Source organism: Sinomonas terrae, from assembly GCF_022539255.1.
GTDB lineage: Bacteria > Actinomycetota > Actinomycetes > Actinomycetales > Micrococcaceae > Sinomonas > Sinomonas terrae.
On sequence record NZ_JAKZBV010000001.1, the window covers coordinates 1,569,637 to 1,594,281 of the forward strand.

The following is a 24,645-nucleotide window of genomic DNA, read 5'->3' on the forward strand; positions in this document are numbered from 1 at the left end:
CGGGAATTGTCGGTGCCACCCGTTAGCCTCCCAGCATGAAGATCCTCCACACGTCTGACTGGCATCTCGGGCGCTCATTCCACGGGCTCGGCCTCCTCGCCGCCCAGAGGGAATGGCTCGACGGACTCGTGGACTTCGTCACGAGCGAGAAGGTCGAGGCAGTGCTGATTGCGGGCGATGTGTACGACAGGGCATTGCCTGCCGTGGACGTCGTCGCTCTGCTCGACCGGGCGCTCGTCGAGCTCACCCAAGCAGGCGCACAAGTGGTCCTGACGAGCGGCAATCATGACTCGGCTGTGCGCTTGGGCTTCGGCTCGCGTCTCCTCGCACGGGGCGGGGTGCATCTGCGGACGCGCATCGCCGACATCGATGTCCCTGTGCTCCTTGCGGGCGAGGACGGGACCGAGGTGGCTGTCTACGGGCTGCCGTACCTCGAGCCGCGCCTCGTCGCCGCGGAACTCGGGGCCGAGGGCTCGGGGCACGTTCCGGTCACGCGTGCGGCGCTCGACCGGGTGCGGTCGGATCTCGAGAAGCGTCGCGGCTCCGCTGACCTCCACTCGATCGTGATGGCACACACATTCGCTTCAGGCGGGGTGCCAGCCGAGAGCGAGCGTGCCCTGGCAGTCGGCGGCCTCGACGTCGTCCCCGCCGAACTGTTCGATGGCTTCGACTATGCCGCGCTCGGGCATCTCCACGGGCGTCAGCGCCTCACTGACACCGTTCGCTACTCGGGCTCCCCGCTCGCCTACTCCTTCGGCGAGGCCAAGCAGTCGAAGGGTGCGTGGCTGCTCGAGTTCTCGACGTCGGGCCTGGAGTCCGTGACCGAGGTCGGCTGGCCGACAGCCCATCGGCTCGCGGTGCTGCGCGGCACGCTCGAAGAGCTCCTCGCCGATCCTGCGCACGCTTCGGCCGAGGGTGCATGCTGTCATATAACGCTCACGGATGCCGAGCGGCCGCAGCGTGCCATGGAACGCCTGCGCGTCCGTTTCCCGCTTGCGCTCTCGCTCCAGTTCGAGCCGGAGGGCGGCCGCGAGAGAGCCGCTTCGACGTACAGTGGCCGGCTCGCGGCGGCGCGGGACGATCTCGAGGTGTGCTGCGGGTTCTTCGACCACGTGCGTGGCCGCGGCCCGGACGAGCGGGAGCGCTCGGCTCTCACCGACGCCCTTGAGTCGGTCCGGCTTGCGGAGGCCGGCAAATGAGACTCCACCGCCTCGAGCTGGCCGCGTTCGGTCCGTTCGCCACTCGGCAGAGCATCGACTTCGATGCCCTCGCCGAGCATGGACTCTTCCTTCTCAACGGGGCTACCGGGGCGGGGAAGACCAGCGTCCTCGACGCCGTCTGCTTCGCCCTGTACGGGGGCCTGCCCGGTGCCCGGCAGGGGAGCAAGTCGCTCAAGAGCCACCACGCTGACGCCTCAGCCGAGCCGTTCGTCGAGCTTGAGTTCAGTGCGCAGGGCCGGCGCTTGGAGGTCCGGCGCACTCCCGCCTGGGATCGCCCGAGCGCACGGTCCAAGAACGGTTTCACTTCCCAGCAGGCGAGCACCCAACTGCGTGAGCTCGTTGACGGTGACTGGCAGGCCCTCTCGACGCGGAACGACGAGGCCGCGGGCATGCTTCGCGACGTGCTGGGGATGGACCGCGAGCAGTTCACTCGCGTTGCCATGCTCCCTCAGGGCGAGTTCGCCGCGTTCCTGCGTGCGGATCCGAAGGACCGCGAGAAGCTCCTCGAAAGCCTCTTCGCCACGGGGCGCTACGCCGACGTCGAGGCAGAGCTCTCAGCGATGGCACAGGAAGCAGAGGCGAGCGCGACGGCGGCCGAGAGCGCCGCACGGATGCCCCTCCGCCAGCTCGCGGCCGAGCTCGCAGCCCACCCCGAGCTCGCTGCCCGTGCCGAGCTCGCAGGCCATACCGAGCTCGCTGCCCACCCCGAGCTAGAGGGCGTGACAGCTGACGGGGCGGTCCTGACCGAGGCGGAGGAGTGGTTCCGCGCGACAGATGCTTCCTTCGAGGTCCTCGCAGAGCGCGCGCAGGCGGCTATCGCGCGGGCCCGGGATGAGGTAGCGAGCGCTCGCGTCGCGGAGGAGAAGTGCAGGCGCGCGGCGGAGGATGCCGCAGAGCTCGCAGCGGCGCGGGAGCGGCAGGAACGCTGGGAGTCCAAGTCGGCGGAGCATGCGGCGCGGCTCGACCGCCTGGAGCGTGCGCGGGCGGCTTCGGCGCTGCGTCCGGAGCTGGAGGAGGATCGCCGTGCCGCCGCGGCTTGCGCAGCCGCCGAAGGGGAGCTCAGCGCCGCGCTCGGCGCGGCTGCGGCCGTGGGCTGGGCAGGAACGGACGACGGCGAGCTCTCGCCGGGCGAGCTGCGCACCGGGGCCGGGGACACTCGCGCGCAGGCCGCCGTGCTCGCGGAACGCATCCCGCTGGAGGACGAGCTCGACCACCTCACCTCCGAGCAGGACAAGGCCGCCTCGGCGGCTCGACGTGGGCGCGAGTTGCTTTCACGCTTGGACTCGGAACGGTCCGAGACGGATCGAGCTGAGGCGGCGCTTGCAGCCGAGCGGGAGAGGATCCAGCCGCTCGCTGCGGCACGGGCAGGAGACGAGCGCGACGAGCAGTCGGCGCGGACCGTGGTGGATGCCGTCAAGGAGTACCGGGCCGCGGTCGGGCAGCAGGCAGCTGCGGAACAGCTCCTCCTTCGGCGCCGTAGCGAGGCGCTCGAACTCCGTGGACGGTGGCTCGACCTTCGTCAGGAGCGCCTCGACCACACAGCCTTCGAGCTGGCCGCCAGGCTTGAGGATGGGGTGGACTGCCCCGTCTGCGGGTCTCCGGACCACCCACGGCCGGCTATGGGGGACGAGGATCCTCTGCGATTCGTCGACCGCGAGAAGGAGGCTGCCGCTGCGGCTGAGGCCGGTGTGGAGAGTGAGCGTTCGGCGGCCGCCGGTCTCGCGGATGCGCGGGCAAGGGTGGCCGCGGTAATAGCCCGTGGGGGAGATGCTGATCCCGACAAGGCAGCACGAGTCCTGGCTGAGGCGACCGCTCGGCTGCAGGATGCGCGCGCAGCCGAGGGACGGCTTGAAGAGGTCTCGCAACAGATTGCAGCGATTGAAGCCCGGCGCCGTGAGGCGGCTGCGGAGCGCGAGGCGGCCGCGACTGAGCTGGCGGTCGCCGAGGCAACCCTCGCCCGGCTCGCAAGCGAGATCGCGCAGCGCCAGAGCGACCTCATCGAGTGGCGGGTGGGCTGGCCGAGCCTCAGCGCCAGACACAGCGCTCTCACGGCCCTTGTTCGTGCCCTCGAGCCGCTTGCGGATACCGCCGCGACGGTCGCCGCCGAGCGCGCCCACGCGGCCAGGGCCGCGGCAGCCCTCGATGCTGCACTCGACGGGACATGTTTCGCGGACGCGGAGGCCGCCCGATCGGCCCTGCTCACGGAGGACGAGGCCAAGGTTCTGCAGTCTGCGGTTGAGTCGTATGCCGCGGAGGAGCAGGCGATCGCAGGATTGCTTTCGTCCGCGGCGGCGACGCGTGCCCTCGCCGCGGAGCAGTCGGCCGGGCTTGAATCCGCTCCAGATCCGGCCGAGCGACTTGAAGGGTGCCAGCGTGAACTGGCCAGAGCAGAGGCGGAGCTCGCTTCGGCTCACGCAGCCCGGCATTCGGCGGTGGCTGCGCGTACACGTTGCGAAACGCTGCACGAGGAATTCGCGCACGCGCTCCCTGTCGTGAGGTCGGCCCGTTCGCGCGCTGACCTGCTCGGCGAGCTCCAGAGGACCGCGCGCGGGAGTGGCGACAATCGGCTCAGGATGTCGCTTCATCGCTACGTGCTCGCGGCACGGCTCGAGCAGGTCGCCCTCGCCGCGACCGAGCGGCTCGCCGTCATGAGCGACGGTCGCTTCAGCCTCGAGCACAGCGACGCCTTGGCCGCGCGGGGCGCCGCGTCCGGGCTTGGGCTCGAGGTCTTCGATGCCTGGACCGGTCAGCGGCGTGACCCTTCGACCCTGTCCGGCGGAGAGTCGTTCATGGCGTCGCTCGCTTTGGCACTGGGACTCGCGGATGTCGTGCAGCACGAGGCCGGCGGCATCGATATCGAGACGCTGTTCGTCGACGAGGGTTTCGGAAGCCTCGACGAGCAGACGCTCGAACAGGTCATGGAGGCGATTGAGGGACTTCGCGACGGAGGGCGCACTGTGGGGCTCGTGAGCCACGTCGCCGAACTCAAGCAGAGGATCCCTGCACAGATCCGCGTCACGAAGGGCCGCTCAGGGTCGAGCGTGACAGTCGTGGCCGGCGGGGATGCTCTCTAGGGCCGTCGCGCATGGAATAAGGCGTGCCCGTGTCGACCCGAGTCTCTGTCTTATCGCGCTACAAGGTCCTGCCAAACCTTGCGGGCTGCTGTAATCCGCGCTGGGCCTCACTTCCGCCGTCGCGGCCCTGAGGGGCAGAAGCAGCGCTGGTCGCGCCAGTGGCAGCCAGCAGGAGCCCTTCTTGCGCTCGGTGGGGTGATCGCCGTCGTCCGCCGCGGCAGGGGCGGAGGTCTCCGCCAACAGATCTCCAGGAGATCTCCGTCAGCCGACGGCAACGGCAATGCGCCGAGCGGACTCCTTGAGCGTCTGGCCAATCTCCTCGACCTCGATGTTCCCGCCCAGATGCACGACGGCGAGTGCGGACGGCCGCTGACGCGGGGTCAGGATGGGCGCGGCGATCGCGAAGACGCCGGGGATCACCTCGTCGTGGCTGACCGCGTACCCTCGTTCCCGGGCTTCCTCGGCCTCCGGCCGATAGGGGACTTCTGGCATCCGACGTTCCCATTCAGCCCGCCCTATGGCGGACTGGATAGCGATCCCGGGGGCTCCCGAGGAGACGCTATGCCGAGTGCCGGGGCGCTGTGCGATGGTCGTGCCGTTGTGGCGTGGCTCGACGGTCGCGAGCGTGACGCAGTCCGCATGGTCCCACACGACGACGAAGGCGGTCATGCCGAGTTCTTCGGCGATGCGGCCGAGTTCCGGTGCCGCGGCGGACTGCAGGTCGCGGGCGACGCCGCGCGCCAGGACCGCGAGGCCGGCACCGGGCTGGAGCCGCCCCGAATCGTCCCGTTCGATGAGGGAGTGGTCCTCGAGCGTGCGGATGATGCGGTAGGCGATCGAGCGGTGTAAGCCGAGCGAGTCGGCGAGCTCCGCGATCGTGAGCGGTGAGCGCGCGTCGGCGAGAACCTCGAGCGCCCGGATCCCTCGCGAGAGGGTCTGGGAGTGGGCCGCCGTCTCCGTTGCCTGCGGCATGGATGCTCCTTTCGGGGGCGACTCGGACCGAGAGGATCTGGTCGTAGAGTCTTGTGCAGGGCCGCACCTCACCCTACAGTTGAAATGTTCGATATCGGGACGTTCTGTTCAATTATAGAACTTTTATCCCGCAAACTACAGAGTACTCCCGCAAACTACAGAGCCTCGGCAGAATGTGACCGCCTGAGGAGGTGTCGCGCATGATCGCGCAGCCCGGAGGGGTCCCCCAGAGGACTGGGCGGCCCGTGAGCGCTCGCGCTCACCACTTCCGGGGCAGTCTTGGCCGCTTCGCGACCGGCGTGGCGATCGTGACCTTCGATGGCGTGACGAAGCGCCACGGCATCACCGTCAATTCCTTCACGTCGGTCTCCCTCGACCCCCCGCTTGTGCTCGTGAGCATCGCGCGCAACACGCGGGCCCACGACGAGCTCGCCGGGCGGCCCTTCACGGTGAACATCCTCGGGGCCGAGCAGAAGGCCCTTGCCATGCACTTCGCCGGCACCCCAGGGGTCGAGCCCCAGTGGGTCGAGGGGAGCATGGCTCCACGCCTCAGCAGGGTCCTCGCCTATTTCGAGTGCAAGCCTTGGGCTGCCTACGACGGTGGCGACCACACTCTCTATCTTGGCGAGGTTGTCGACTTCAACTATCGCTCCGGGGACGCCCTTGCTTTCGCGAGCGGCCGCTTCACGACAATCCCTGAGAGCCAGCTCGGCGTGGAGGACCTGCTCTAGAAACGATCGACGACGACGGGAGAAGCACCATGGGCATCCGGACCGGCCAGCAGTTCCTGGACAAGCTCAATTCGATGCGGCCGCATCTGGTGATCGACGGCGAGGTGGTTTCCGAGAACCTCACCGAATACCGCGCGTTCAGGGGACTCGCGCGGACCTACGCGAGCCTCTTCGACATGCAGCACGATCCCCAATTCCGGGACCGGCTGACCTACCCGTCGCCCGCCACGGGCGAGTCCGTCAACGCATCGTTCCTCGTTCCGCGCTCGAAGGAGGACCTTGCGAAACGACGCGACGCGATGTCGGTGTGGGCCGAATACTCCAACGGCTTCCTCGGCCGCACGGGCGACTACATGAACTCTGCCCTCACCGCCCTCAGCGCCGCGAAGAAGTTCTTCGCCCAGGCCGATCCTGTCTTCGGGGAGCGCGTTGAGGCGTACTACGAGATGGCGCGGGAGAACGATCTTCTCGCGACCCACACCCTCATCCCACCGCAGGCCAACCGCTCCGTCTCGGGCTCCGAACAGCTGGGCGGCCAACTCGCGGCCCGCATCGTCGAAGAGAAGGACGACGGCGTCGTCATCCGCGGCGCGCGCATGCTCGCCACGATCGCGCCCATCGCGGACGAGCTGCTCGTCTTCCCCTCGACCGTGCTTCGCGGCACCCCTGAGGACGCGCCGTACTCGTTCGCCTTCGCCATCCAGAACGACGCGCCAGGCTTGCGCTATCTGTGCCGCACCACGCTGCATCACGGGGGGAGCCACCACGATGAGCCGCTCGCGAGCCGCTTCGAAGAGGTGGACGCCGTCGTGGTGTTCGACGACGTCTTCGTTCCGAACGAGCGCCTCTTCATGCTCGGGCATCCGGAGCTGTGCAATCAGTGGTATTCGGAGACGGGCGCCGCTGCGCTCATGACTCATCAGGTCGTGACCCGTACTGTGGCCAAGAGCGAGTTCTTCCTGGGGCTGGCTTCCGAGATCGGGGCGACCATCGGGATCGACGGCTTCCAGCACATCCAAGAGGACCTTGCCGAGCTCATCAAGGACGTGGAGATCGGCAAGGCGCTCGTCGTCGCCTCCGAGGCGCAGGCGGAGCTGAGCGATGACGGCGTCATGCTCCCGCACTGGCCGACGCTCAACGCGGCTCGGAACTGGTACCCGAAGGTTTCGCAGCGCTATCCCGAGATCATTCGGAAGTTCTGCGCCTCAGGCCTCATGGCGCTCCCCGGCGAGGCGGACCTCTACATCGCGCGCGACGACATCGATATGTACCTTCAGGGCAAATCACTCACTGGCCCTGAGCGGATACGCCTGTTCAAGCTCGCCTACGACGCATCCATCACCGGCTTCGCAGGCAGGCAGGCGCTCTACGAGTACTTCTTCTTCGGGGACCCGGTGCGCATGGCGGGGGCGCTCGTGAACAGCTACGACCGCGAGCCTGTCCGTGCGCGCGTCCGGGAGCTCCTGCACCGCGAGGACTGAGGTCTCGGGCCCAGAACGACGACGGCGGCCCTCCCCAATGTGGGGAGGGCCGCCGTTTCACTTGGGCGGGCCCGGTGCTCGGCCGGGATCCGGGTCAGCTGTGGCTTGAAGTCGCGTCGCTGACGGCGCGGTCTCGTACCAGCCTGATGTGCTCGAGCATCGCGTCGTGGGCCTGCTGGGGGTCCCCCGATTCGAAGGCGTCGAGGATTCGAGTGTGCTCCGCGATGGCATTCTCGGCGTCCGTGACGCCGAGGTTGCCGAAGAACCGGAAGCGCTGCACCTGACCGCCGAGCGCTCGGTAGGCATTGAGCAGGAAGCGGTTCTGGGCGCTTTCGGCGATGAGCCGGTGGAAGCGCTCGTCCGCCTCCCAGTAGGCTCCGTACTCCGCAAATGTCGGGCCTGTGGGAGCGCCCCGAAGGTCATCGACCGCCTGCTCGAGCTCTTCCCGGAGGTCCGCTGTCACGTGGGCGCAAGCGCGCTCTGCGATGGCGGGTTCGATGATGGCGCGTGCAGCCATGAGCTCATCGAGCTCCTCCGCTGTGAAGAGGGGAGCCACCCGGTAGCCCTTGAGCGCCTCGCGCCGGACGAGTCCAGTGGCCTCAAGCCGGGCCAGAGCCTCGCGGATCGGTGTCTGAGAGACCTCGAGCTCCTGAGCAGTCCGGTCGATGCCGATGGCCTGCCCGGGCTCGAGCCGGCCGTCCATGAGGGACGCGAGCAGTTCCTGGTACACGTAGTCAGCCAGGAGCTGTCGGTTGGCTGGCCGACGGCCACTCGAAACGGCGTGCATGGGTCGAATCCTATCGGATATGGTCTCGAACACTGAGGCTCCTGAAGCTCTTGCTAGTGGTGCATCACCGGCTCGTCGAGCAGTTCGTCAGACTTGGCCGTCCGGAAGAACTTCGTCAGGAACATCATGAGGGCTCCGAGGAACGCGAAGACCCCGAGCGAGATGACACCCCAGGCGCCGCTCGTCGTCGGCATCGCCGAGTTGAACGCCGTCCGCATGAGCGGGGCAACGAAGCCACCGAGGTTGCCGAGCGAGTTGATGAGCCCGATGCCCGCCGCGGCGGCCGCCCCGGTGAGGAACGACGTCGGGTAGGCCCACGTGATCGGTCCGACGGCGAGGAAGCTCGCGACGGCAAGCGTGATGAACACGATGCCAAGCAGCGGCTGGTTGGTCATACCCGCCCACGCGGAGCCCACGATGAAGAGGCCGGTGCCGATGTAGAGGAGCGTGCCCCAGTTGCGGCGGCGGGCCACGGTGTGCGCGGCGCGGCCGAGGAAGTAGCAGGCGAACAGGCCCACGAGCCACGGGATCGCCGAGACGAGACCGACTTCCCAGCCGACCTTCTTGCCGAGCAGCCCGGCGACCTCCTGGGGGAGGTAGAACGTGGTGCCGTACACCGCGATCTGCAGGGCGAAGTAGATGACCGTGAAGTACCAGACCTTCCAGTTCGCCATGGCGGCCCAGATGCCCTTCGGCCCGTCCTGGTTGCGTGCATGGTCCTCAACAGCCATCGCATTGGAGAGCGCGAGTTTCTCGTCGTCGTCGAGGAATTTCGCCTTGGCCGGGCTGTTGGTGAGAAGGAACAGCGCGGCTATGCCGGCGAGGATCGCGAGGATGCCCTCGCCGAAGAACATGACCTGCCAGCCTCGGGCGAAGCCGAGGGAGTCGCCGAAGCTGATCAGGCCGCCGCTCATCGGGGCGCCGATCATCTGTGAGAAGGGCTGCGCGAGATAGAAGATCGCGAACATCTGCACGCGGACCTTGTTCGGGAACCACTCGGAGAGGAACATGATGACGCCCGGGAACAGCCCAGCCTCGGTGACACCGAGGAGGAAGCGCAGCACGTTGAACATGACGTCGTTCGACGTGAAGGCGAAGGCTGCTGCCACGATTCCCCACGTGATGGAGATGCGGGCCAGCCAGAAGCGGGCGCCGAAGCGCTTGAGCAAGAGGTTGCTCGGGACTTCGAAGATGGCGTAGCCGATGAAGAAGATGCCGGCGCCGAGGGCGAACGCGGCGTCACTGACGCCACGGTCAGCCTTGAGTGCAGCTTGGGCGAAACCGACATTCGTGCGGTCAAGGAACGCGACGAAATAGAGGATCACCAGCATCGGCATGAGGTGCCGAGCCGCCTTGCTGATGGCGGACTTCAGCTTGGCGTCGTCGATGGACGACGCCGTGAGCGTCCTTTCGGAGGGTGCGGGTGCGGACACTTCAAGCTCTCCTTTGAGTTGAACTTCTCGTGAGACGGGTGCGTTAACTAGTGCTGCTGCAGCGCCATCAGCGCTGCAGCAGCGACATCAGTGCTGAAGCAGCGAAACTGCGCCGAAGGCGACGAGGGCGAGGCCTACCGCGAGGAACAGGAGACGGGACTTCGACCAGGTGCCCAGAAGGGATTTCATAGGTGCTCCGATCAGTGCATGTAGAGGCCGCCGTCGACGTTCAGGGTCTGGCCCGTCACGAAGCCGGCGTCCTCGCTGATGAGGTAGGCGATGGCCGCAGCGATGTCGCGGGGCGTGCCGATGCGGGGCAGAACGCCGTCGGCCGCCATCGCGGTCTTGCGCTCATCGGTGAGGGTCCCGCCCATGATGTCGGTGTCGATGGGGCCGGGGGAGATCACATTGACGGTGATTCCGTTCTGGCCGAGTTCGCGGGCGACGCTGCGCGAGAAGCCGATGATGCCGGCCTTCGCCGCGGAGTAGGGGGTCTTGCTGTACGTGCCGCCGCCGCGCTGGGCCGAGACCGACGCCAGGCTGACGACGCGTCCCACACCGTTCTTGACCATCGACTCGACGGCCCTGCGCGTTGCGTAGTGGACGCCGTTGAGGTTGATGTTCATGACCCGGTTCCACTCCTCAGGGGTGACCTCGAGGTACGGGACGGGTGACGAGACGCCGGCCAGGTTCACGAGCGCGACGATCTGGGGCAGGGCTCCTTCGAGTTCGTCGAAGGCAACGCGGACCTGGGCCTCGTTCGAGACGTCCGCGCCGGCGCCGGCGGCCTGGACGCCGTGCTCGAGGGCGATCTCCTCGGCGACGCCCTTGGCGGCCTCTGCATCGAGATCGATGATCCCCACGTTCCAGCCGCGCTCGGCCAGGTAGTGGGCTGACGCACGGCCGATGCCACGCGGAGACGCGGCACCCGTGAGGACGACGGTCCGGGATTCAGGGAAGACGGTCATGGGGAAGTTCTCCTAGTTGATGGGTGCCGGGCCGAGCTCGTCCATGAGCTTCTTGATGGCCACGTAGGCCTTGTTCCGGTAGGCGACGAGCTCAGGGGTGCGGTCCGCGGGCACGTTCAGGTACCCGGCGCCAGACTTGGTGCCGAACTTCCCCGCCTCGACGAGCTCACGGAGCGATTCGGGCGTGGCGAAGCGCTCGGGCCACCGGGTCTGGAGGGACGCGTAGCAGAACGCATAGACGTCGAGGCCTGCCATGTCTGCGATCGCGAACGGGCCGAAGGCCGGGAGGCGGAAGCCGAACGTCGTGCGGACGATCGTGTCGATGTCCTCGGGCGTGGCAATGCCCTCTTCGACGATCTGCGTCGCCTCATGGAACAGCGCGTACTGGAGGCGGTTGAGCACGAAGCCCGTGGAATCCTTGACGCGCGCGCTCTCCTTGCCGGTCGAGGCGACGATCTCCTCGACGAAGGGCAGGATGCTCTCGTCGGTTCCCTCGTGCGGGATGAGTTCGACGCCCGGGATGAACGGCGCGGGGTTCGAGAAGTGCACTCCGAGGAAGCGCTCCGGGCGCTCGACGGCGGTCGCGAGTTCCCCGATGCGGATGGTCGAGGTGTTGGAGCCGATGATCGCCTCCGGGCGCGCAGCTGCGCTGATGCGGCGGAGCGTCTCGTGCTTGATCTCGATCTTCTCTGGCACGGCCTCCTCGATGAAGTCCGCGTCAGCCACGGCGTCCTCGATGGACGCTGCGGGGGAGAGGTTCGCCTCGATGCGTTCGACGGCGTCCGCCGGGAAGAGGCCCTGCTCCGCGAAGTCAGCGGCCTCGGCAAGGAGCCGATCGTAGTTCTTCTTGGCGATCTCCTCGGAGATGTCGGCGATCTTGACCGTCGCGCCGGCGAGGGCGAGCGACTGGGCGATGCCACCTCCCATGTAGCCGGAGCCGACGACGGCAATCTTCTTCTGCGATGCCGAATTGGTCATGCTGGGGGTCCTTCCTAGGCCTTGGGCAGGAGCGAACGGATGTACTTCTGATTCGTGGCGCACACGCCGAGGCTGTCGCCGCCGTACTGCTCGGTGAGGATGATGCCGTTGAAGCCGAGCTTGAGGGCGTCCCGGAACACCTGGCGGTAGTTGATGAGGCCCGTTTCCATGGTCGACGGCACTGAGGTTGCCCAGCTGCCGTCCGCGGCCTCGTCGCGCGTGTAGTTCTTGACGTGCCAGTAGTTGGCGTAGGGGAGCGTCTTGGCGAAGAGCTCGCGCCAGTCCTCGACGGGGCGGTGGAGGCGGATGAGGTTCGCGACGTCCGGGTTGAGTCCGACGTTGTCGAGCCCGACCGCCTCAACGAACCGGACTGCGCTGTCTGCCGTGCCGAGGTACGTGTCCTCGTACAGCTCGAGGGCGACCGGCAGGCCGACCTCGGCCGCGTGCTTGCCGAGCTCGCGGATGCGGCTGACGGCGAGCTCCCACGTCTCGCGGTTGTCTGGGTCCTTCGGCCCCTCGGCCGTCCAGAACCACAGGGCCTTCTTCTGGGCCTCGCTGAAGGGCTGGTGCAGCCCGGTCGAGAAGACCTGCATGCCCCATTCGGCGGCGGCGTCGATCGTGCGGTGCGCGTACTCGAGGTTCCGCTCTTCGTGGCCGGGCATGATGACGCTCTGCCGCTGAAGGTGGACCGAGGGGATGCCCACGCCGTGCGAGGCTGCGATGGAGAGGAACTCGTCGCGGCGCGAGGGGGAGAGGTCGGCCGGGCGGACGTGGCTGTCGGCGAGCTCGGCGAGGTTGAACCCGACCTCCTCGATCTGGGCGAACATGTCGTCCCAGACCTCGGGATCGGCGTCGTGCATGTTCACGCCCTGGGCGTCAGTCGCGGCGAAGCCGTGGAGGCACGTGGCAATGGGCCAGGTTTCTGCGGTGTAGTGAGGATTCTCCGGCATGGTGCTCCGTTGCATGGGTTGGTCGATCGTTCCTGATCGTAGATCCTATAGGATATACAGTGAACTAAGTCACCGCTCAAAGTCAAGCTGACGCGGTCAGGCTTGGCTAGGGCTTCTCAGAGTCCCGATGCTGCTTCGCGGAGTTCCGGTGCGAGGACGCGGATGACGGCGGAGTCGTCTTCTGCCTCCAGCCCCAGCGACTGCCCCAGGAGGAAGAGCTGCTCGGCCGCGGCCGCGACGGGGGTGGGGAGTCCGGCGGTCCGGGCGGCCCGGCCCACGATGCCGAGATCCTTCACGAAGATGTCGAGGCGGCTCAGCACCGGCGCGCCGCCGTCGTCGTACGCGCTGAGCATGCGCCGGCCGCGGTCCCCGAGCATGAACGAGCCCGCCGCGCCCGCCGTGAGGGCCTCGAGGGTGCGCGCCCGGTCGAGTCCGAGCGCGTCCGCGAGGGCGAGCGCCTCGGCTGCTGCGGCGATGTGCACGCCGCAGAGGAGCTGGTTGACGGTCTTGAGGGCTTGGCCGTCCCCGGCGCGATCGCCGACGACCGAGAGCGTCGAAGCCAGCAGGTCGAGCACGGGACGGGCGCGCTCGAGGGCCGACGGCGAGGCGCCGACGACGACGAGCAGGTCGCCCTTGCCGGCTCGCACCGGGCCGCCGGATAGGGGAGCGTCCACGAGGTCGACGCCGAGCTCCGCCAGGCGCTCCGCGGTTCCTCCGACGGCTTCGGTCCCGACGGTGCTCGTCAGGATCACGACGGCCCCCCGGGAGAGCTCTGGTGCGACCCCCGCCTCGCCGAACAGGACGTCCTCGAGCTGGGCCCCGTTGCGAACTGCCAGCAGGATCGCGTCGGCCCCGCTCGCCGCCTCGCGTGCCGATCCGAACGTCTCGACCCCGGCATCCCTGGCTAGTGCGAGGCGCTGTTCGGCGATGTCGAAGCCGTGGACGGTGAGGCCCGTGGCGAGCCGGGATGCCATCGGCAGGCCCATGGCCCCGAGGCCGAGGACGGCTACGGTGTAGCCGTGGGGAGCAGATTCAGTCATTGATCGATTCCTTCTGGTAGCTGAGCTTCTCCACTACGTCGGCCAGCGAGGCGTCGTCGCCGACGTTGCCCGCGAAGACCACGTACGGGATGCCGAGGGCGGGGCCGTCCATCGGCTCCCACAGCGAGACGATTCCAGGGAGCATGGGGCCCCGGACCATGGCGTGGCGGATCCCGAGCCCATGGGCGGCGACGTCGGAGGACGTGATGCCGCCCTTGGCGACGACGAAGCGTGGGCGGACGGCCGCGAGCGTCTGGCGCACGACGTCGACAAGAGCTGCCGAGACGCGGCGGGCAATCGCGAGGCTTCCCGCGGCGCTGTCTGCGGTGACGAGGGTGCGGCTCGTGTGCACGACGACGTCGCCCGTTGCCAGCGAGGCGGCCACGCGCTCCGCGGTCTCGGCGATGTGCGATTCGTCGCCCGCCAGGACGCGCTCGACGTCGAGCTCGATGACGCGTGCGGAGGGGAGGCGGCGCAGCAGCGCGTCGAGCTGACGGGTCGTCTGCCCCACGTGGGAGCCGACGACGACGAGACCGCCGCGCCGTGGGGCATCGGGCCCGAGCGCCTCGGCGGAGCTGAGCGGCGCCCTGACCTCCTGGCCGATCCGGCCCCTCACGAACGGTGGGCCTACCCGATAGATGAACTTCTTGCCGCGCCGCTCGGCCTCGGAAAGGCCGAGGGCGAGGCGCCGGAAGTCGTTCTCGGTGACAATGTCGACGGCGATAGGCGTCCGGTCCGCTGCCGGCTCGAGGGCATCCGCGATCGCGATCGCGCTCTCCGCGGGGGTCCCGGCGCGAAGGATCGCGAGGTCGAGCACGATCACGCTGTTCGCAGGAAAGCGTCCGCCCGACTTCTCCTCGATGTACTCCGCGAGGCTCGAGCTGCGGTAGCCGAAGGTCGCGTCGCGCGCGAACTCCGTGTCGGCGACCGGTGTGAGTCCTCCGGAGCCGCTGCGCGTGTAGTGCGTGCCGCCGATGGTCACCCGGCCGGCGTCGGGAAAGGCCGGGACGATGACCACCCCGTCGGCGCCGAGCCCGTTCTGCGCCTCGAGGGTCGCGGCAATCGTGTCGGTCTCGAGCGGGAAGTGGCCGCGAAGAGTCGAGTCGCTGCGGCTCGTGAAGGCGAGCTCGAGGCCGGACTCCCGAGCGGCGGCGAGCGCGTTCGTGACAACCGCGCGATTGCGCTCTGCTGCCTCGTCTGGATCGAGGCTGCGGGTGTTGGTGAGGACGTAGACCGCGGCGGGACGCGGGTCCAGCCCGAAGGCCCAGCGGAAGTCGCCAGGCTCCCAAGCGGTGAGGACGGGCAGGTCGGCGACGGACTGCGTTCCGGTCGGATCGTCGTCGAGGACTACGAGAATGCGCTTCGAGGCGGAGACGGAATCCGCGACCGCATGGGCGGGGACGTCGGCGTCGGCGGGGAAGTCCGCGAGCAGTTCTTCTTCGAGGATCACAAGCACCTCATCGTGAAGGGGATTGGTAAGATGTCTGACATATGGTGACATGCGGTGGATCACACCGCAAGGACCGCTGGATCGGGGATCCCGACGGCGGCCTAGACTACGAGGGGCAAGGGACGGAGGACGTTTGGCTCGCAAGTCACTCGTCGGCGAGGTTGCCGATGACCTTCTGGACCGGATCGTGGGGAGCGAGTTCCCGCCCGGCGCTCTTGTACCGGGCGAACTCGAGCTCTCGGCCCAGCATCAGGTCAGCCGCATGACGGTGCGCGAGGCGATGAAGACGCTCGAAGCCCAGAGGATCCTGAGCGTCCAGCGGGGACGCGGCACCTTCGTCAATCCCGTCGAGCAGTGGAACTCGCTCGACGCGGTCCTGCGCGCAGCTTCGGCAGCGGTGGGGAATGATGTCGCGGCCGTTCAGCTCATCGAGTTGCGCCGCATGCTCGAAACCGGTGCCTGCGCGCTCGCGGCCCAGAGGGTGACCCCGGAGGACCTGGACCGCCTGCGGGGGTGCCTGGACGACATGCGGGCGAACCACGAGCGGGGCGGCCTCGACGAATTCGTCGCCGCCGACCTCGCGTTTCACGATGTGATCCTCGAGGCCTCGGGGAATGTCTTCCTCACAGCCGTCTTCCAACCGCTTCACCGGGTCCTCGCGGCCCGCCGAGCCGAGACCTCGAAGGTTCCGGAGATCCAGCGCCACGCCATTGCGATGCACGAGCGGGTCCTCGCCGCCCTCGAGACGGCGGACCCGCGGGCGGCGCGTGAAGCCATGGACGAGCATATGACGCAGACGCTCGAGGATCTCATGACGTTCATCCAGCACAAGGCCGGCCTCTAGCGTCCCCCTGCAGCCTGAAGCGCGGCCCGAGTGCTGAGGACCTCGTCGAGGACCTCCTCGAGGGACTCGGCCCGGTGGGCGAAGCGGCCGAGGAACAGGCCGTCGACGTCATCCGCGATCTCGCCGAGGAGCCCGGGCCGCGCGCTCCCACCGTAGATTACGCGGGAGCCCGCGAAATCGGGGGACGAATCGAGATGGCGGCGAAGATGCGCGCACACGGACCGGATGTAGTCCGGTTCGGCGGGGGAGTCGGCGCCGATGGCCCAGAGGGGTTCGTAGGCGACGATGACGTGCCCGTTCCGGCCAGCGGCGCGGGCAGAGGAGAGGGCGTCGTCGACCTGCCGCACGCATTCCTGAGCAACGGATTCCGGGTCGCCGCGTTCGGCCTCGCCGACGCACAGGACCGGCGCGAGGCCGTTCCGGAGCGCGGCGTCGGTCTTTGCGCGGACGACGGCGTCGGTCTCGCCGAAGAGGCGGCGGCGCTCGGCGTGCCCGACCTCGACGACGCGACAGCCGACCTCCGCGATCTCCGCCCCGCTGACCTCCCCGGTGAACGCCCCCTCGTCCTCCATCGCCAGATCCTGGGCGCCGACGGCGGCGACGCCGCGGAGGAGATCCACCGCGGCGGTCACCGAAAGGTAGCTCGGGATGACAAAGAGCTCAGCCGCGCCGTCGCGCACCGCTGGGTGCGCCCGGGCGACCTCCGCGACTGCACTGCACCACGCGAGGGTCCTCGCGTGGCTGAAGTACATCTTGAGGCTCACCCCGACGAGGTATGGCGCCATGTCACACGCCCTCGTAGGCGCAGAGCTCCTGGACCTTCTCGTTCGAAGGGCTCGTCTCGTCGAACTCGTAGGTGAGCCATTCGCGGACGTTGCGGCGCGCGAGCTCCAGGCCGACCACGCGCTGGCCCATGCAGAGAACCTGCGCGTTGTTCGAGAGCACGGCACGCTCGACCGAGAACGAATCGTGGGCCGTGACAGCGCGGATCCCAGCCACCTTGTTCGCCGCGATCGCGACGCCGAGGCCAGTTCCGCAGATGAGGACGGCGCGGTCGGCCTCGCCGCGGGCGACGATCTCGGCAGCGCTGGTCGCGATGGTCGGGTAGTTCGTGTGCCCGTCCGCACCCACGCCGACATCCGTGACGGACGCGACGAGCTCGCTCGCCTCGAGGTCCTTCTTGATGGCTTCCTTGTAATCGAATCCAGCGTCGTCGGAGCCGACGACGATGCGCCACTGTCGGGCCATGTTGTGCTCCTCTTCTTGTGGGATGTGGGTAGGTTCAGGTGTTTCAGGGGGCGACGTCGGTGCGCTCGCCCCTGCTGAGCAGGGCCGCGACCGTCGTCACAATGAGGGCGAGCGAGACGGCACCGGGATCGGGCACGCCGAGGGCCTTCTCGCCGTGCGAGCGCGCGCGGCCCAGGCCGGGCATGAGATCTGCGGTGCGCTCGGCGGCGGCTGTCGCAGCCTGCGCGGCGGCATCCCACGCATCGGAGAGGGAGGCCCCCTCGTCCACGCGGGCCGCGAGGGTCTCGGCGAACGGAACGAGGGCGTCGACGAGGGTCTTGTCGCCCACACGGGCCTTTCCGTACGACCGCACGGCCTCTGACGCCGAGAGCACGCCAGCTCGGACGCCCTCTGCAGAGACCGGCTCCGCATCGCCGAGCTGGCCGCCGAGTGTCCGGAGGATGACTCCCCACAGGGCGCCCGAGGTCCCTCCCGCGCGATCGGCCCACGCGTCGGCTGCGCGCGAGAGCAGAGTGCCCGCGCCCGCTCGGAGCTCGACGAGGGCCGCCGCCTCGGCCGCGGCCGCCCGAGCCCCGCGCTGCATGCCGATGCCGTGGTCGCCGTCGCCCGCGATCGCGTCGATGCGGCCCAGCTCGTCCGCGTGTTCGTCAATCGTCTGGCGGGTTGCGTCGAGCAGCTCGGCGATGCGCCGCGCCGCCTCGCTCGAGGCGGCAGACGCCGAAGGCACCGTCGCGCGCTCGTCGGCATCGCCGTCGTCCGCCGTTGGCGTGAGGGAAGCGCGGTCCACTGCGCCGCAGCGGTAGGCCGGTGTGTCGGCGGGAGCGAGCCACAGGCGCTCGAGCTCGTCGTCGAGCCACAGGAGCGTGAGCGATACGCCCGCCATGTCGAAGCTCGTGCAGAACTCGCCCACCTGGGGGTCGACGATCGTAAGGCCCGCGGATTCGAGGAGGTCCGCCACCCGCGCGTAGACGACGAAGAGCTCCTCGGACTTGACCGAGCCGAGCCCGTTGACCACCGGCACCACCCTGCCGCCCGGCTTGGAGGCCCCCGCCGGCACCTCGGCATCGGCGAGGAGTTGTTCGACGAACAGCTCGGCGAGGCCGTTGGCGGTCGGGATGTCCGTCTCGTCGAGCCCCGGTTCGCCGTGGATCCCGAGACCGATCGCCATCCTCCCCTCGGGAACCGTGAAGAGCGGCTCGGCCGCCCCCGGCATCGTGCAACCGGTGAAGGCGACGCCGAGCGAGCGCGTCCGATCATTCGCGAGACGCGCGACGCGCTCAACGCCGTCGAGGTCGTAGCCGAGCGACGCCGCGGCTCCCGCAACCTTGAAGACGGTGAGGTCGCCGGCAATGCCCCGGCGCTTCTCTGCGTCCTGGGGAGGAGCGGAGAAGATGTCGTCCGTGACGGTGACCGTGCGGCAGTCGATGCCGTCGGCGCGCAGCGCTTCCTGCGCTTCGGTGAAGTGCAGGACGTCGCCCGCATAGTTCCCGTAGCTGAGCAGCACTCCGCGGCCGCGGTGGCTCGCCCGCGCCACAGATTCGACCTGATGGGCGGACGGCGAGGCGAAGAGGTTTCCCATTGCGGCCCCGTGGGCCAGCCCGGGGCCCACAAGGCCCGCGAAGGCCGGGTAGTGCCCGCTCCCGCCGCCGATCACGACGGCGACTTCAGGCTCCGCGGCCTGGGTGGAGCGGGTTACGCCCCCGTAGACCTTGCGGACCCAGCGGCCATTGGCGCGGACGAAGCCCTCCACCATGTCATCTGCGAAATCGGCCGGTTCATTCCAGAGCCGTGTCATGAGCTGCTGCCTCCACTTGAGTCATTGTCTTCTTCAGATCCTATAGGATATATGGCCAATTCGAAAGGTCGCCGGTCACAAGGGAGAATCATTCGGCCTCAACGTTCGCTCCTCGTCAAGCCGCGTGCACTCCCGTGAAGGCGCCGACTTGTGAGGGTCGGCAGAGTTGAGGCATGTCTACCACCACGTTCACGGCTGCATCGACGGCGAGTGTTCCGAGGACGTCGCAGCGGGTCCGTTCCTCCGGGCAGGCAACCTTCCACGCCCGGTGGGCCGCGGCGGCCGCGGGGGCCGGCGTCGTCGTGCATCTTGCGATGGCGAGCGCCGGGGGAGTGATGGCGGCAGCGGCCGTTGTCATGGCGATAGCGTGCGTTCCCTGCGCGTCGGGTCTGTGGCGGGCGCCGTCGGTGCGTTCCGCTCGCGTCCTTGTGGGGATGTCGCTCGGGATGGCCCTCCTGCATGGTGCGCTGCTCCTCGGCGCGGCCCCGGCGCTAGGCCATGCGGGAATGGCTGGCATGAGCGGCTCGGGCGCGGCCCCCGCCCCAACGAGCCACGCGGCGTCGTCCCTGCCCGCTAGCGGGGAGACGCGTGGTTCCACGGACGGCGACGCCCTGATGCTGGCGGCCATGGGCACCGACTTCACCGCCGCGATGCTCGCCGCGAGCTGGATCCGAAGGTCTGCGCTAGCGTGACGTGGTGAGCATCGCCACCAACCCCTCCGACGGAACCCAACTCGCGTACGAAGTCTCGGGGGAAGGGCCCGGCGTTCTCCTGCTCCACGGCTCGGCGCTTTCGCGCGCGATTTGGAGAGGCCTGGGCTACCTGCGAGCACTCGAGGGATTCACCGTCGTCCGGATGGACCTGCGTGGCCACGGGCGGAGCGGCAAACCGCACACCCCGGATGGCTACCGCATGCCTCTGGTCGTCGAGGACGTGATGACGGTCCTCGACGACGCTCGCGTTGAAGCCGCCCACCTCGTCGGCTACTCGTTCGGTTCCCGCGTGGCCTTCGCTCTGGCTGCGAGGGAGCCGCAGAGGGTCTTGAGCCTCGCGACCCTCGGCGGCACCTACCGCGGACAGCGCGGGGAGGTCGAGAAGGTCTTCTTCCCCGGGTACCTCGAGGCCCTGCGCACTGGGGGAATGCGTGCCTTCGCCGACGGCTTCCAAGCCGCCGGGAATCAGCTCGACCCGTCGACGCGCGCTGCGTTCCTCGCCAACGACGCGGAGGCGATTGCGGCCTACTTCGAGGCAACTGAGGAGGGCGAGGGGGTCCCGGAGACGGTCCTGGCCCAGCTCTCCATGCCTGCGCTGCTGATGGCGGGAACGCTCGATCTGCCGCGGCTCGAGCAGTCCCGGCGGGCGTCGGAGATCATGCCGCACGCCCGCTTCGTGGAACTGCCCGGCCGCACTCACGCCTCGACGCTGTTTCCTGCGGGTCCGGTGCTGGACGAACTCGTGCCGTTCTTGCGCAGCGCCGTCGCGGCGAGATAGGCGAAGAACTCTCGCAGACCGTACTCCCACGGCGGGAGCTCCTCGCACAGACCCACGACATTGGCGAGGGTGCCGAGCCTGGGACTCGAGATCTCCACCCGGTCCCCCACCCGATGCGTGAACCCCTTCCCCGACTCGCCTCGATCCTGTACCGGTGCGAAGAGCGTTCCGGTGAAGAGCGCGAACCCGTCCGGGTACTGGTGATGGCGGCCCACGGTCGCCGCGATGAGCTCCTCGAACGGCCGGCTGATGTGGGCGAGGCTGTTGCGGCCTTCGAGCCGGAACCCGTCCGTTCCCTGCACGTCGAGCAGGATCTCCTCGTTGCGCAGGGAGTCGAGTGTGAACGCGCCGTCGAAGAGCCGGATGAAGGGCCCGAGAGCGCACGAGCCATTGTTGTCCTTGGCCTTGCCGAGGAGGAGGGCGCTCCGGCCCTCGATGTCGCGCAGGTTGACATCGTTGCCGAGGGTCGCGCCCACGGCGCGGCCGTCGGGGGCGACGACGAGAACCAGCTCGGGCTCCGGGTTGTTCCATTCGGACGCCTCGAGGATCCCGATCTGCGAGCCGTAGCCCACCGACGAGAGCACCGGGGCCTTGCTGAAGACCTCAGGATCCTTCCCGATCCCGACCTCGAGGTACTGGGACCACAGTCCCTCCTCCTTGAGGACGGCCTTGGCCTTTTCGGCCTCCACGCTGCCGGGGCGAACACCGTCGAGGCTTCCGCCGAGTGCTGCTCCCACTCGCTCTCGCAAGGTGACGGCCCGGGCCGGGTCGCCCGCGGCGCGCTCCTCGATGACACGCTCGATCATGCTCTCCACGAACGTCACCCCACAGGCCTTGACCACTTGGAGGTCGACCGGCGCGATCACATGGGGGCCTGAGCGATCCCCTTCCTCGGCCGCCTCGATCACCTCGGCGGTGGACCAGCGGGGAGCCTGACGTTCGACGGCGCCGCGTACGACGGCGGCCGGGTCGCCCGAGGCCAGCAGGCCGGCCACGGTCGGGGTCTCCGCTTGGAGGTCGTAGACGTCGCCTCCCCGGACGGCGACGACGCGTGGGCCCCCTGCCTCGGGGTCCCAGACCCTTCCCACGAGGAGTGCCGCTTCGGCGTCTTCGGGCAGGACGTGGTTGGGGTCACTCATTCCGCCGCCCCCTCCGCGGCCTCCGGCAGGTGCCACACGCCGTCGACCCTCTGCGGGATGTGCCAGGGGTTCGCGTCCTGCAGGGCCTCGGGGAGTGCTGCCTCGGGCCAGCCCTGGTATGCGACAGGGCGCAGGAAGCGCCGAATGGCCGCCGTCCCGACCGAGGTGGTGTTGCTGGACGTCGCCGGGTAGGGGCCGCCGTGGTGCTGGGCATAGCTGACCGTCACGCCCGTCGGCCATTGGTTCCAGAGCACGCGCCCGCTGCGTTCGGCGAGCAGCTGCGTGAGTTCGTCGGTCGAGTCCTGCCCGACATCGCTCGCGGTCCCCTGGACCGTCGTCGTGAGCTGCCCTTCGAGGAGGCCGACGAGCCGGAGGAGTTCCTCGCCGTCGGCATAACGCAGCACGAGGCTTGCCGGGCCGAACATCTCGCGGCGGAGCAGTTCGGGATCGCTGAAGGCCTCGCTCGCGTCGGCGACGAGGACGGTCGGCTGCGGAACTTCGTCGAAGCTGCCGGGAACGAGCACCCGGACACCTGGCCGCGACGACACGTGCTCCACCGACTGCGCGTAGCCCGCCGCCAGGTGTCCGGTGAGGAGCGAGTGGCCGGCGACGCCGCGCAGGGCCTCCTCGAGCGGCTCCTGCAGCTCCACATCCTCGCCTGCGGGCACGAACAACAGCCCGGGCTTCGTGCAGAACTGCCCCATTCCCAAGGTGAAGGAGCCGACGTACTCGGAGATGACCTCGTCCCGCCGCTCGAGCCACGCGCTCGGCGTGACGACGACCGCGTTGATCCCGCCGAGCTCGCCGTAGAACGGGATGGGCTCGGGGCGTTTCGCCGCGAGATCCATGAGAGCCCGGCCGCCCGCCGTCGAGCCGGTGAAGCCGATCGCCTTGACCAGCGGGTGCTTGACGAGCTCTGTGCCCGCCTCACGTCCCGTGACGAGGGCGAAGAGTCCGGCTGGCGCTCCGGCCGCTTCGAGTCCCCGGACGAGGGCTGCCGCGGTGAGGACCGCGAGCTCCGGGTGGGCTTCGTGGCCCTTGTGCACGACGGCGCAGCCTGCTGCGAGGGCGGACGCCGTGTCACCGCCTGCGACGCTGAACGCGAAGGGGAAGTTGGAGGCGCCGAAGACGCCGACAACTCCGAGCGGGACATTCACCCGGCGGATATCCGGGCGCGGGCCCATGCCCCATTCGGGGTCCGCATGGTCGATCGTCGCGTCGAGGTGCTCGCCAGCGCGGATCTCCTCCGCGAAGAGCCGCAGCTGGAACACGCTCCGGCGCAGTTCACCGGTGAGACGCGGTTCCGAGAGGTGCGTTTCGCGCGCGGCGACTTGGATGAGGGCTTCCGCATCGGCCTCGAGGGCCGATGCGACGGACTCGAGCCATTCCGCCCGCGTCTGCGGAGTCGCGCTCCTTCCCTTGAGGAACGCCTCGTGGGCTGCCTCCACCGTCTGGGCGAGCTCCTCCGCCGTCGTCTGCTGGGTCATGGCGTCCTGCCTGGTCGCGTCCTCGCTCATAGCATCCTGTCTCGTAGCGTTCTGGTTCGTCGGGGCGTGGCTCGTGGATCCGTGGCTCGTGGATCCGTGCCTCGTAGGGTTGTGGCTCATCGGGCGTCTCCCGCCAAGGTCGGGGAGGAGACCGCGGCGCGGGCGCCTACCTCTGCCCAGCCCGGGCCTGCCGGGAACTCCCAGCGCTGCCGGGAGGCCGCGAGGATCTCGGCTCCCGTCCCCGGGCGCTGCGGCGCGACGTACCGGCCGCGCTCGATCCGGACGGGCTCCGCGAAGTGCTCGTGGAGGTGGTCGACGTACTCGATCATCCGATTCTCCTGCGTGCCCGAGACCGCGGCAAAGTCGAAGAACGAGAAGTGCTGGGCGAGCTCGCAGAGCCCCACGCCGCCCGCATGGGGGCAGACTGCAACGCCGAACTGGGCCGCCAAGAGGATGTTCGCGATGTTCTCATTCACCCCCGCGACCCGCGTGGCGTCGATTTGGAGGACATCGATGGCGCCCGCCTGCAGGAGCTGCTTCACCACGATCCGGTTCGCCACGGCCTCGCCCGTAGCGACCCGGATCGGCGCGACCCCCTTCCGGATGGCGGCGTGGCCGAGGATGTCGTCCGTGCTCGTCGGCTCCTCGATCCAGTAGGGCTCGAACTCGCCGAGCGCCTTGACCCAGTCGATCGCCTCGGCGACATCCCAGCGCTGGTTCGCGTCGATCCCGATAGGAAGGGCGCCTACTGCCTCCCGAGCGAGCCGCAGGCGCCGGCGGTCGTCCTCGACGCTCCCGCCGACCTTGAGCTTAATCATGGAGAAGCCGTCGGCGGCCGCTTCCTTGCTGAGCCGGACGAGCTTCTCGTCGCTGTAGCCGAGCCAGCCGGGCGAGGTCGTGTAGGCGGGGTAGCCGTTCGCCTTCAGCTCCGCGATGCGCTCAGCCTTGCCGTGTTGCCCGGTCCGGAGGAGGTCCAGGGCGTTGGCGGGGCTGAGGGTGTCGGAAATGTGGGTGAAGTCGACGATGTCGACGATTTCCTCAGGGCTCAGCTCGCTCAGGAGGAGCCAGAGCGGCTTGCCTTCCCGGCGTGCCCGAAGGTCCCACAGCGCGTTGACGAGCGCACCACAGGCCATGTGGCTCACGCCTTTCTCAGGCCCGAGCCAGCGGAGCTGGGAATCGTGGACGAGGCGCCGTGACGCGTCGCCGAGGTCGGCCACGAGCGCGTCGGCGTCGAGACCGGTCAGAAGGCCGGCGTAGGACTCGATGGCCTTGACCACGATTTCATTGCCGCGGCCGCCCGTGAAGACGAAGCCGTGGCCCTCCTCGGCGTCGTCAGTTCTGATGACGACGTACGCGGCCGAATAGTCCGGATCGACGTTGACGGCATCGGATCCGTCGAGCTCGAGCGAGGTGGGGAAGCGAATGTCCTGAGTCGTGATGGAAGAAATGCGGGCCATGGGACTCTCTCGTCGTCGAAGTGGTGATCCTATACGATATAGAGGAGCGTACCGGAGGGTCGCGCCCGTTCATTTACGCATTCATGTACGCGTCTCCGCA

General features: G+C 68.7%; 21 protein-coding genes. 7 read left to right on the plus strand and 14 right to left on the minus strand.

Annotated elements, in window-relative coordinates:
* The first annotated feature begins 35 nt into the window (after positions 1–35).
* Positions 36–1,199 (plus strand): exonuclease SbcCD subunit D, encoded by a 1,164-nt coding sequence (locus L0M17_RS07275; protein WP_241053235.1) that lies wholly within the window; start codon positions 36–38, stop codon positions 1,197–1,199.
* Positions 1,196–4,294 (plus strand): AAA family ATPase, encoded by a 3,099-nt coding sequence (locus tag L0M17_RS07280; RefSeq protein WP_241053236.1) that lies wholly within the window; start codon positions 1,196–1,198, stop codon positions 4,292–4,294. The genes L0M17_RS07275 and L0M17_RS07280 overlap by 4 nt, the downstream gene beginning before the upstream one ends.
* 261 nt (positions 4,295–4,555) lie before the next feature.
* On the opposite strand, the gene L0M17_RS07285 is transcribed toward L0M17_RS07280, so the two are convergent.
* A complete protein-coding gene (locus L0M17_RS07285; protein ID WP_241053237.1) occupies positions 4,556–5,266 on the minus strand; it encodes an IclR family transcriptional regulator in 711 nt (236 codons plus the stop codon).
* A gap of 200 nt (positions 5,267–5,466) precedes the next feature.
* Here L0M17_RS07285 and L0M17_RS07290 point away from each other — a divergent pair, with 200 nt between their 5' ends.
* Together L0M17_RS07290 and hpaB are read left to right on the plus strand one after the other, a co-directional pair.
* On the plus strand, positions 5,467–5,997 hold the full coding sequence (locus L0M17_RS07290; RefSeq protein ID WP_241053238.1) for a flavin reductase family protein: 531 nt from the start codon (positions 5,467–5,469) through the stop codon (positions 5,995–5,997).
* Between the two features lie 29 nt (positions 5,998–6,026).
* Positions 6,027–7,478, plus strand: coding sequence for a 4-hydroxyphenylacetate 3-monooxygenase, oxygenase component (gene hpaB / locus L0M17_RS07295; RefSeq protein ID WP_241053239.1), 1,452 nt, complete (start codon positions 6,027–6,029; stop codon positions 7,476–7,478).
* A 94-nt stretch (positions 7,479–7,572) separates the two neighbouring features.
* Here the strand turns inward: hpaB and L0M17_RS07300 are convergent, their stop codons facing one another.
* The 7 genes from L0M17_RS07300 to L0M17_RS07330 all read right to left on the minus strand — a co-directional run bounded on the left by L0M17_RS07300 (position 7,573) and on the right by L0M17_RS07330 (position 15,084).
* Entirely contained in the window at positions 7,573–8,265 is a 693-nt protein-coding gene (locus L0M17_RS07300; RefSeq protein WP_241053240.1) for a GntR family transcriptional regulator, read from the minus strand.
* 53 nt (positions 8,266–8,318) lie between these two features.
* The gene (locus tag L0M17_RS07305) at positions 8,319–9,698 is read right to left on the minus strand and encodes an MFS transporter (RefSeq protein WP_241053241.1); all 1,380 of its coding nucleotides are present in this window, start codon (positions 9,696–9,698) and stop codon (positions 8,319–8,321) included.
* Positions 9,699–9,898: 200 nt separating this feature from the next.
* Positions 9,899–10,666 carry an SDR family NAD(P)-dependent oxidoreductase gene (locus tag L0M17_RS07310; protein ID WP_241053242.1) on the minus strand — a complete coding sequence of 256 codons (768 nt, stop codon included), beginning with the start codon at positions 10,664–10,666 and terminating at the stop codon, positions 9,899–9,901.
* Positions 10,667–10,678: 12 nt separating this feature from the next.
* Positions 10,679–11,644 carry a 3-hydroxyacyl-CoA dehydrogenase family protein gene (locus L0M17_RS07315; RefSeq protein ID WP_241053243.1) on the minus strand — a complete coding sequence of 322 codons (966 nt, stop codon included), beginning with the start codon at positions 11,642–11,644 and terminating at the stop codon, positions 10,679–10,681.
* 14 nt (positions 11,645–11,658) lie between these two features.
* Positions 11,659–12,594: a sugar phosphate isomerase/epimerase family protein gene (locus tag L0M17_RS07320; RefSeq protein ID WP_241053244.1), complete on the minus strand. Its 936-nt coding sequence runs from the start codon at positions 12,592–12,594 to the stop codon at positions 11,659–11,661.
* A gap of 116 nt (positions 12,595–12,710) precedes the next feature.
* Positions 12,711–13,634 (minus strand): NAD(P)-dependent oxidoreductase, encoded by a 924-nt coding sequence (locus tag L0M17_RS07325; protein WP_241053246.1) that lies wholly within the window; start codon positions 13,632–13,634, stop codon positions 12,711–12,713.
* Positions 13,627–15,084, minus strand: coding sequence for a four-carbon acid sugar kinase family protein (locus L0M17_RS07330; protein ID WP_241053247.1), 1,458 nt, complete (start codon positions 15,082–15,084; stop codon positions 13,627–13,629). Before L0M17_RS07330 ends, L0M17_RS07325 begins: the two co-directional genes overlap by 8 nt.
* Positions 15,085–15,217: 133 nt before the next feature.
* Here L0M17_RS07330 and L0M17_RS07335 point away from each other — a divergent pair, with 133 nt between their 5' ends.
* The gene (locus L0M17_RS07335; protein ID WP_241053249.1) at positions 15,218–15,928 is read left to right on the plus strand and encodes a FadR/GntR family transcriptional regulator; all 711 of its coding nucleotides are present in this window, start codon (positions 15,218–15,220) and stop codon (positions 15,926–15,928) included.
* On the opposite strand, the gene L0M17_RS07340 is transcribed toward L0M17_RS07335, so the two are convergent.
* The 3 genes from L0M17_RS07340 to L0M17_RS07350 are packed head-to-tail and all read right to left on the minus strand — an operon-like array spanning position 15,925 to position 18,971.
* Entirely contained in the window at positions 15,925–16,713 is a 789-nt protein-coding gene (locus L0M17_RS07340; protein ID WP_241053251.1) for a triose-phosphate isomerase family protein, read from the minus strand. The genes L0M17_RS07335 and L0M17_RS07340 overlap by 4 nt on opposite strands.
* 1 nt (position 16,714) lies before the next feature.
* Entirely contained in the window at positions 16,715–17,176 is a 462-nt protein-coding gene (locus L0M17_RS07345; protein WP_241053253.1) for a ribose-5-phosphate isomerase, read from the minus strand.
* A gap of 43 nt (positions 17,177–17,219) precedes the next feature.
* Positions 17,220–18,971: a dihydroxyacetone kinase family protein gene (locus L0M17_RS07350; protein ID WP_241053256.1), complete on the minus strand. Its 1,752-nt coding sequence runs from the start codon at positions 18,969–18,971 to the stop codon at positions 17,220–17,222.
* 173 nt (positions 18,972–19,144) lie between these two features.
* On the opposite strand from L0M17_RS07350, the gene L0M17_RS07355 reads away from it, so the two are divergent.
* Both L0M17_RS07355 and L0M17_RS07360 read left to right on the plus strand, forming a co-directional pair.
* On the plus strand, positions 19,145–19,663 hold the full coding sequence (locus tag L0M17_RS07355) for a hypothetical protein (RefSeq protein ID WP_241053257.1): 519 nt from the start codon (positions 19,145–19,147) through the stop codon (positions 19,661–19,663).
* 4 nt (positions 19,664–19,667) lie between these two features.
* Positions 19,668–20,462, plus strand: a complete 795-nt coding sequence (locus L0M17_RS07360) for an alpha/beta fold hydrolase (protein WP_241053258.1) — start codon at positions 19,668–19,670, stop codon at positions 20,460–20,462.
* Here the strand turns inward: L0M17_RS07360 and L0M17_RS07365 are convergent.
* The 3 genes from L0M17_RS07365 to L0M17_RS07375 all read right to left on the minus strand — a co-directional run bounded on the left by L0M17_RS07365 (position 20,381) and on the right by L0M17_RS07375 (position 24,545).
* A complete protein-coding gene (locus L0M17_RS07365; protein WP_241053259.1) occupies positions 20,381–21,601 on the minus strand; it encodes a fumarylacetoacetate hydrolase family protein in 1,221 nt (406 codons plus the stop codon). The genes L0M17_RS07360 and L0M17_RS07365 overlap by 82 nt on opposite strands.
* Positions 21,598–23,118 (minus strand): aldehyde dehydrogenase (NADP(+)), encoded by a 1,521-nt coding sequence (locus tag L0M17_RS07370; protein ID WP_241053260.1) that lies wholly within the window; start codon positions 23,116–23,118, stop codon positions 21,598–21,600. Before L0M17_RS07370 ends, L0M17_RS07365 begins: the two co-directional genes overlap by 4 nt.
* 86 nt (positions 23,119–23,204) lie before the next feature.
* Complete coding sequence (locus tag L0M17_RS07375; RefSeq protein ID WP_241053261.1) at positions 23,205–24,545, minus strand: enolase C-terminal domain-like protein; 1,341 nt, start codon at positions 24,543–24,545, stop codon at positions 23,205–23,207.
* Between the last annotated feature and the right edge of the window lie 100 nt (positions 24,546–24,645).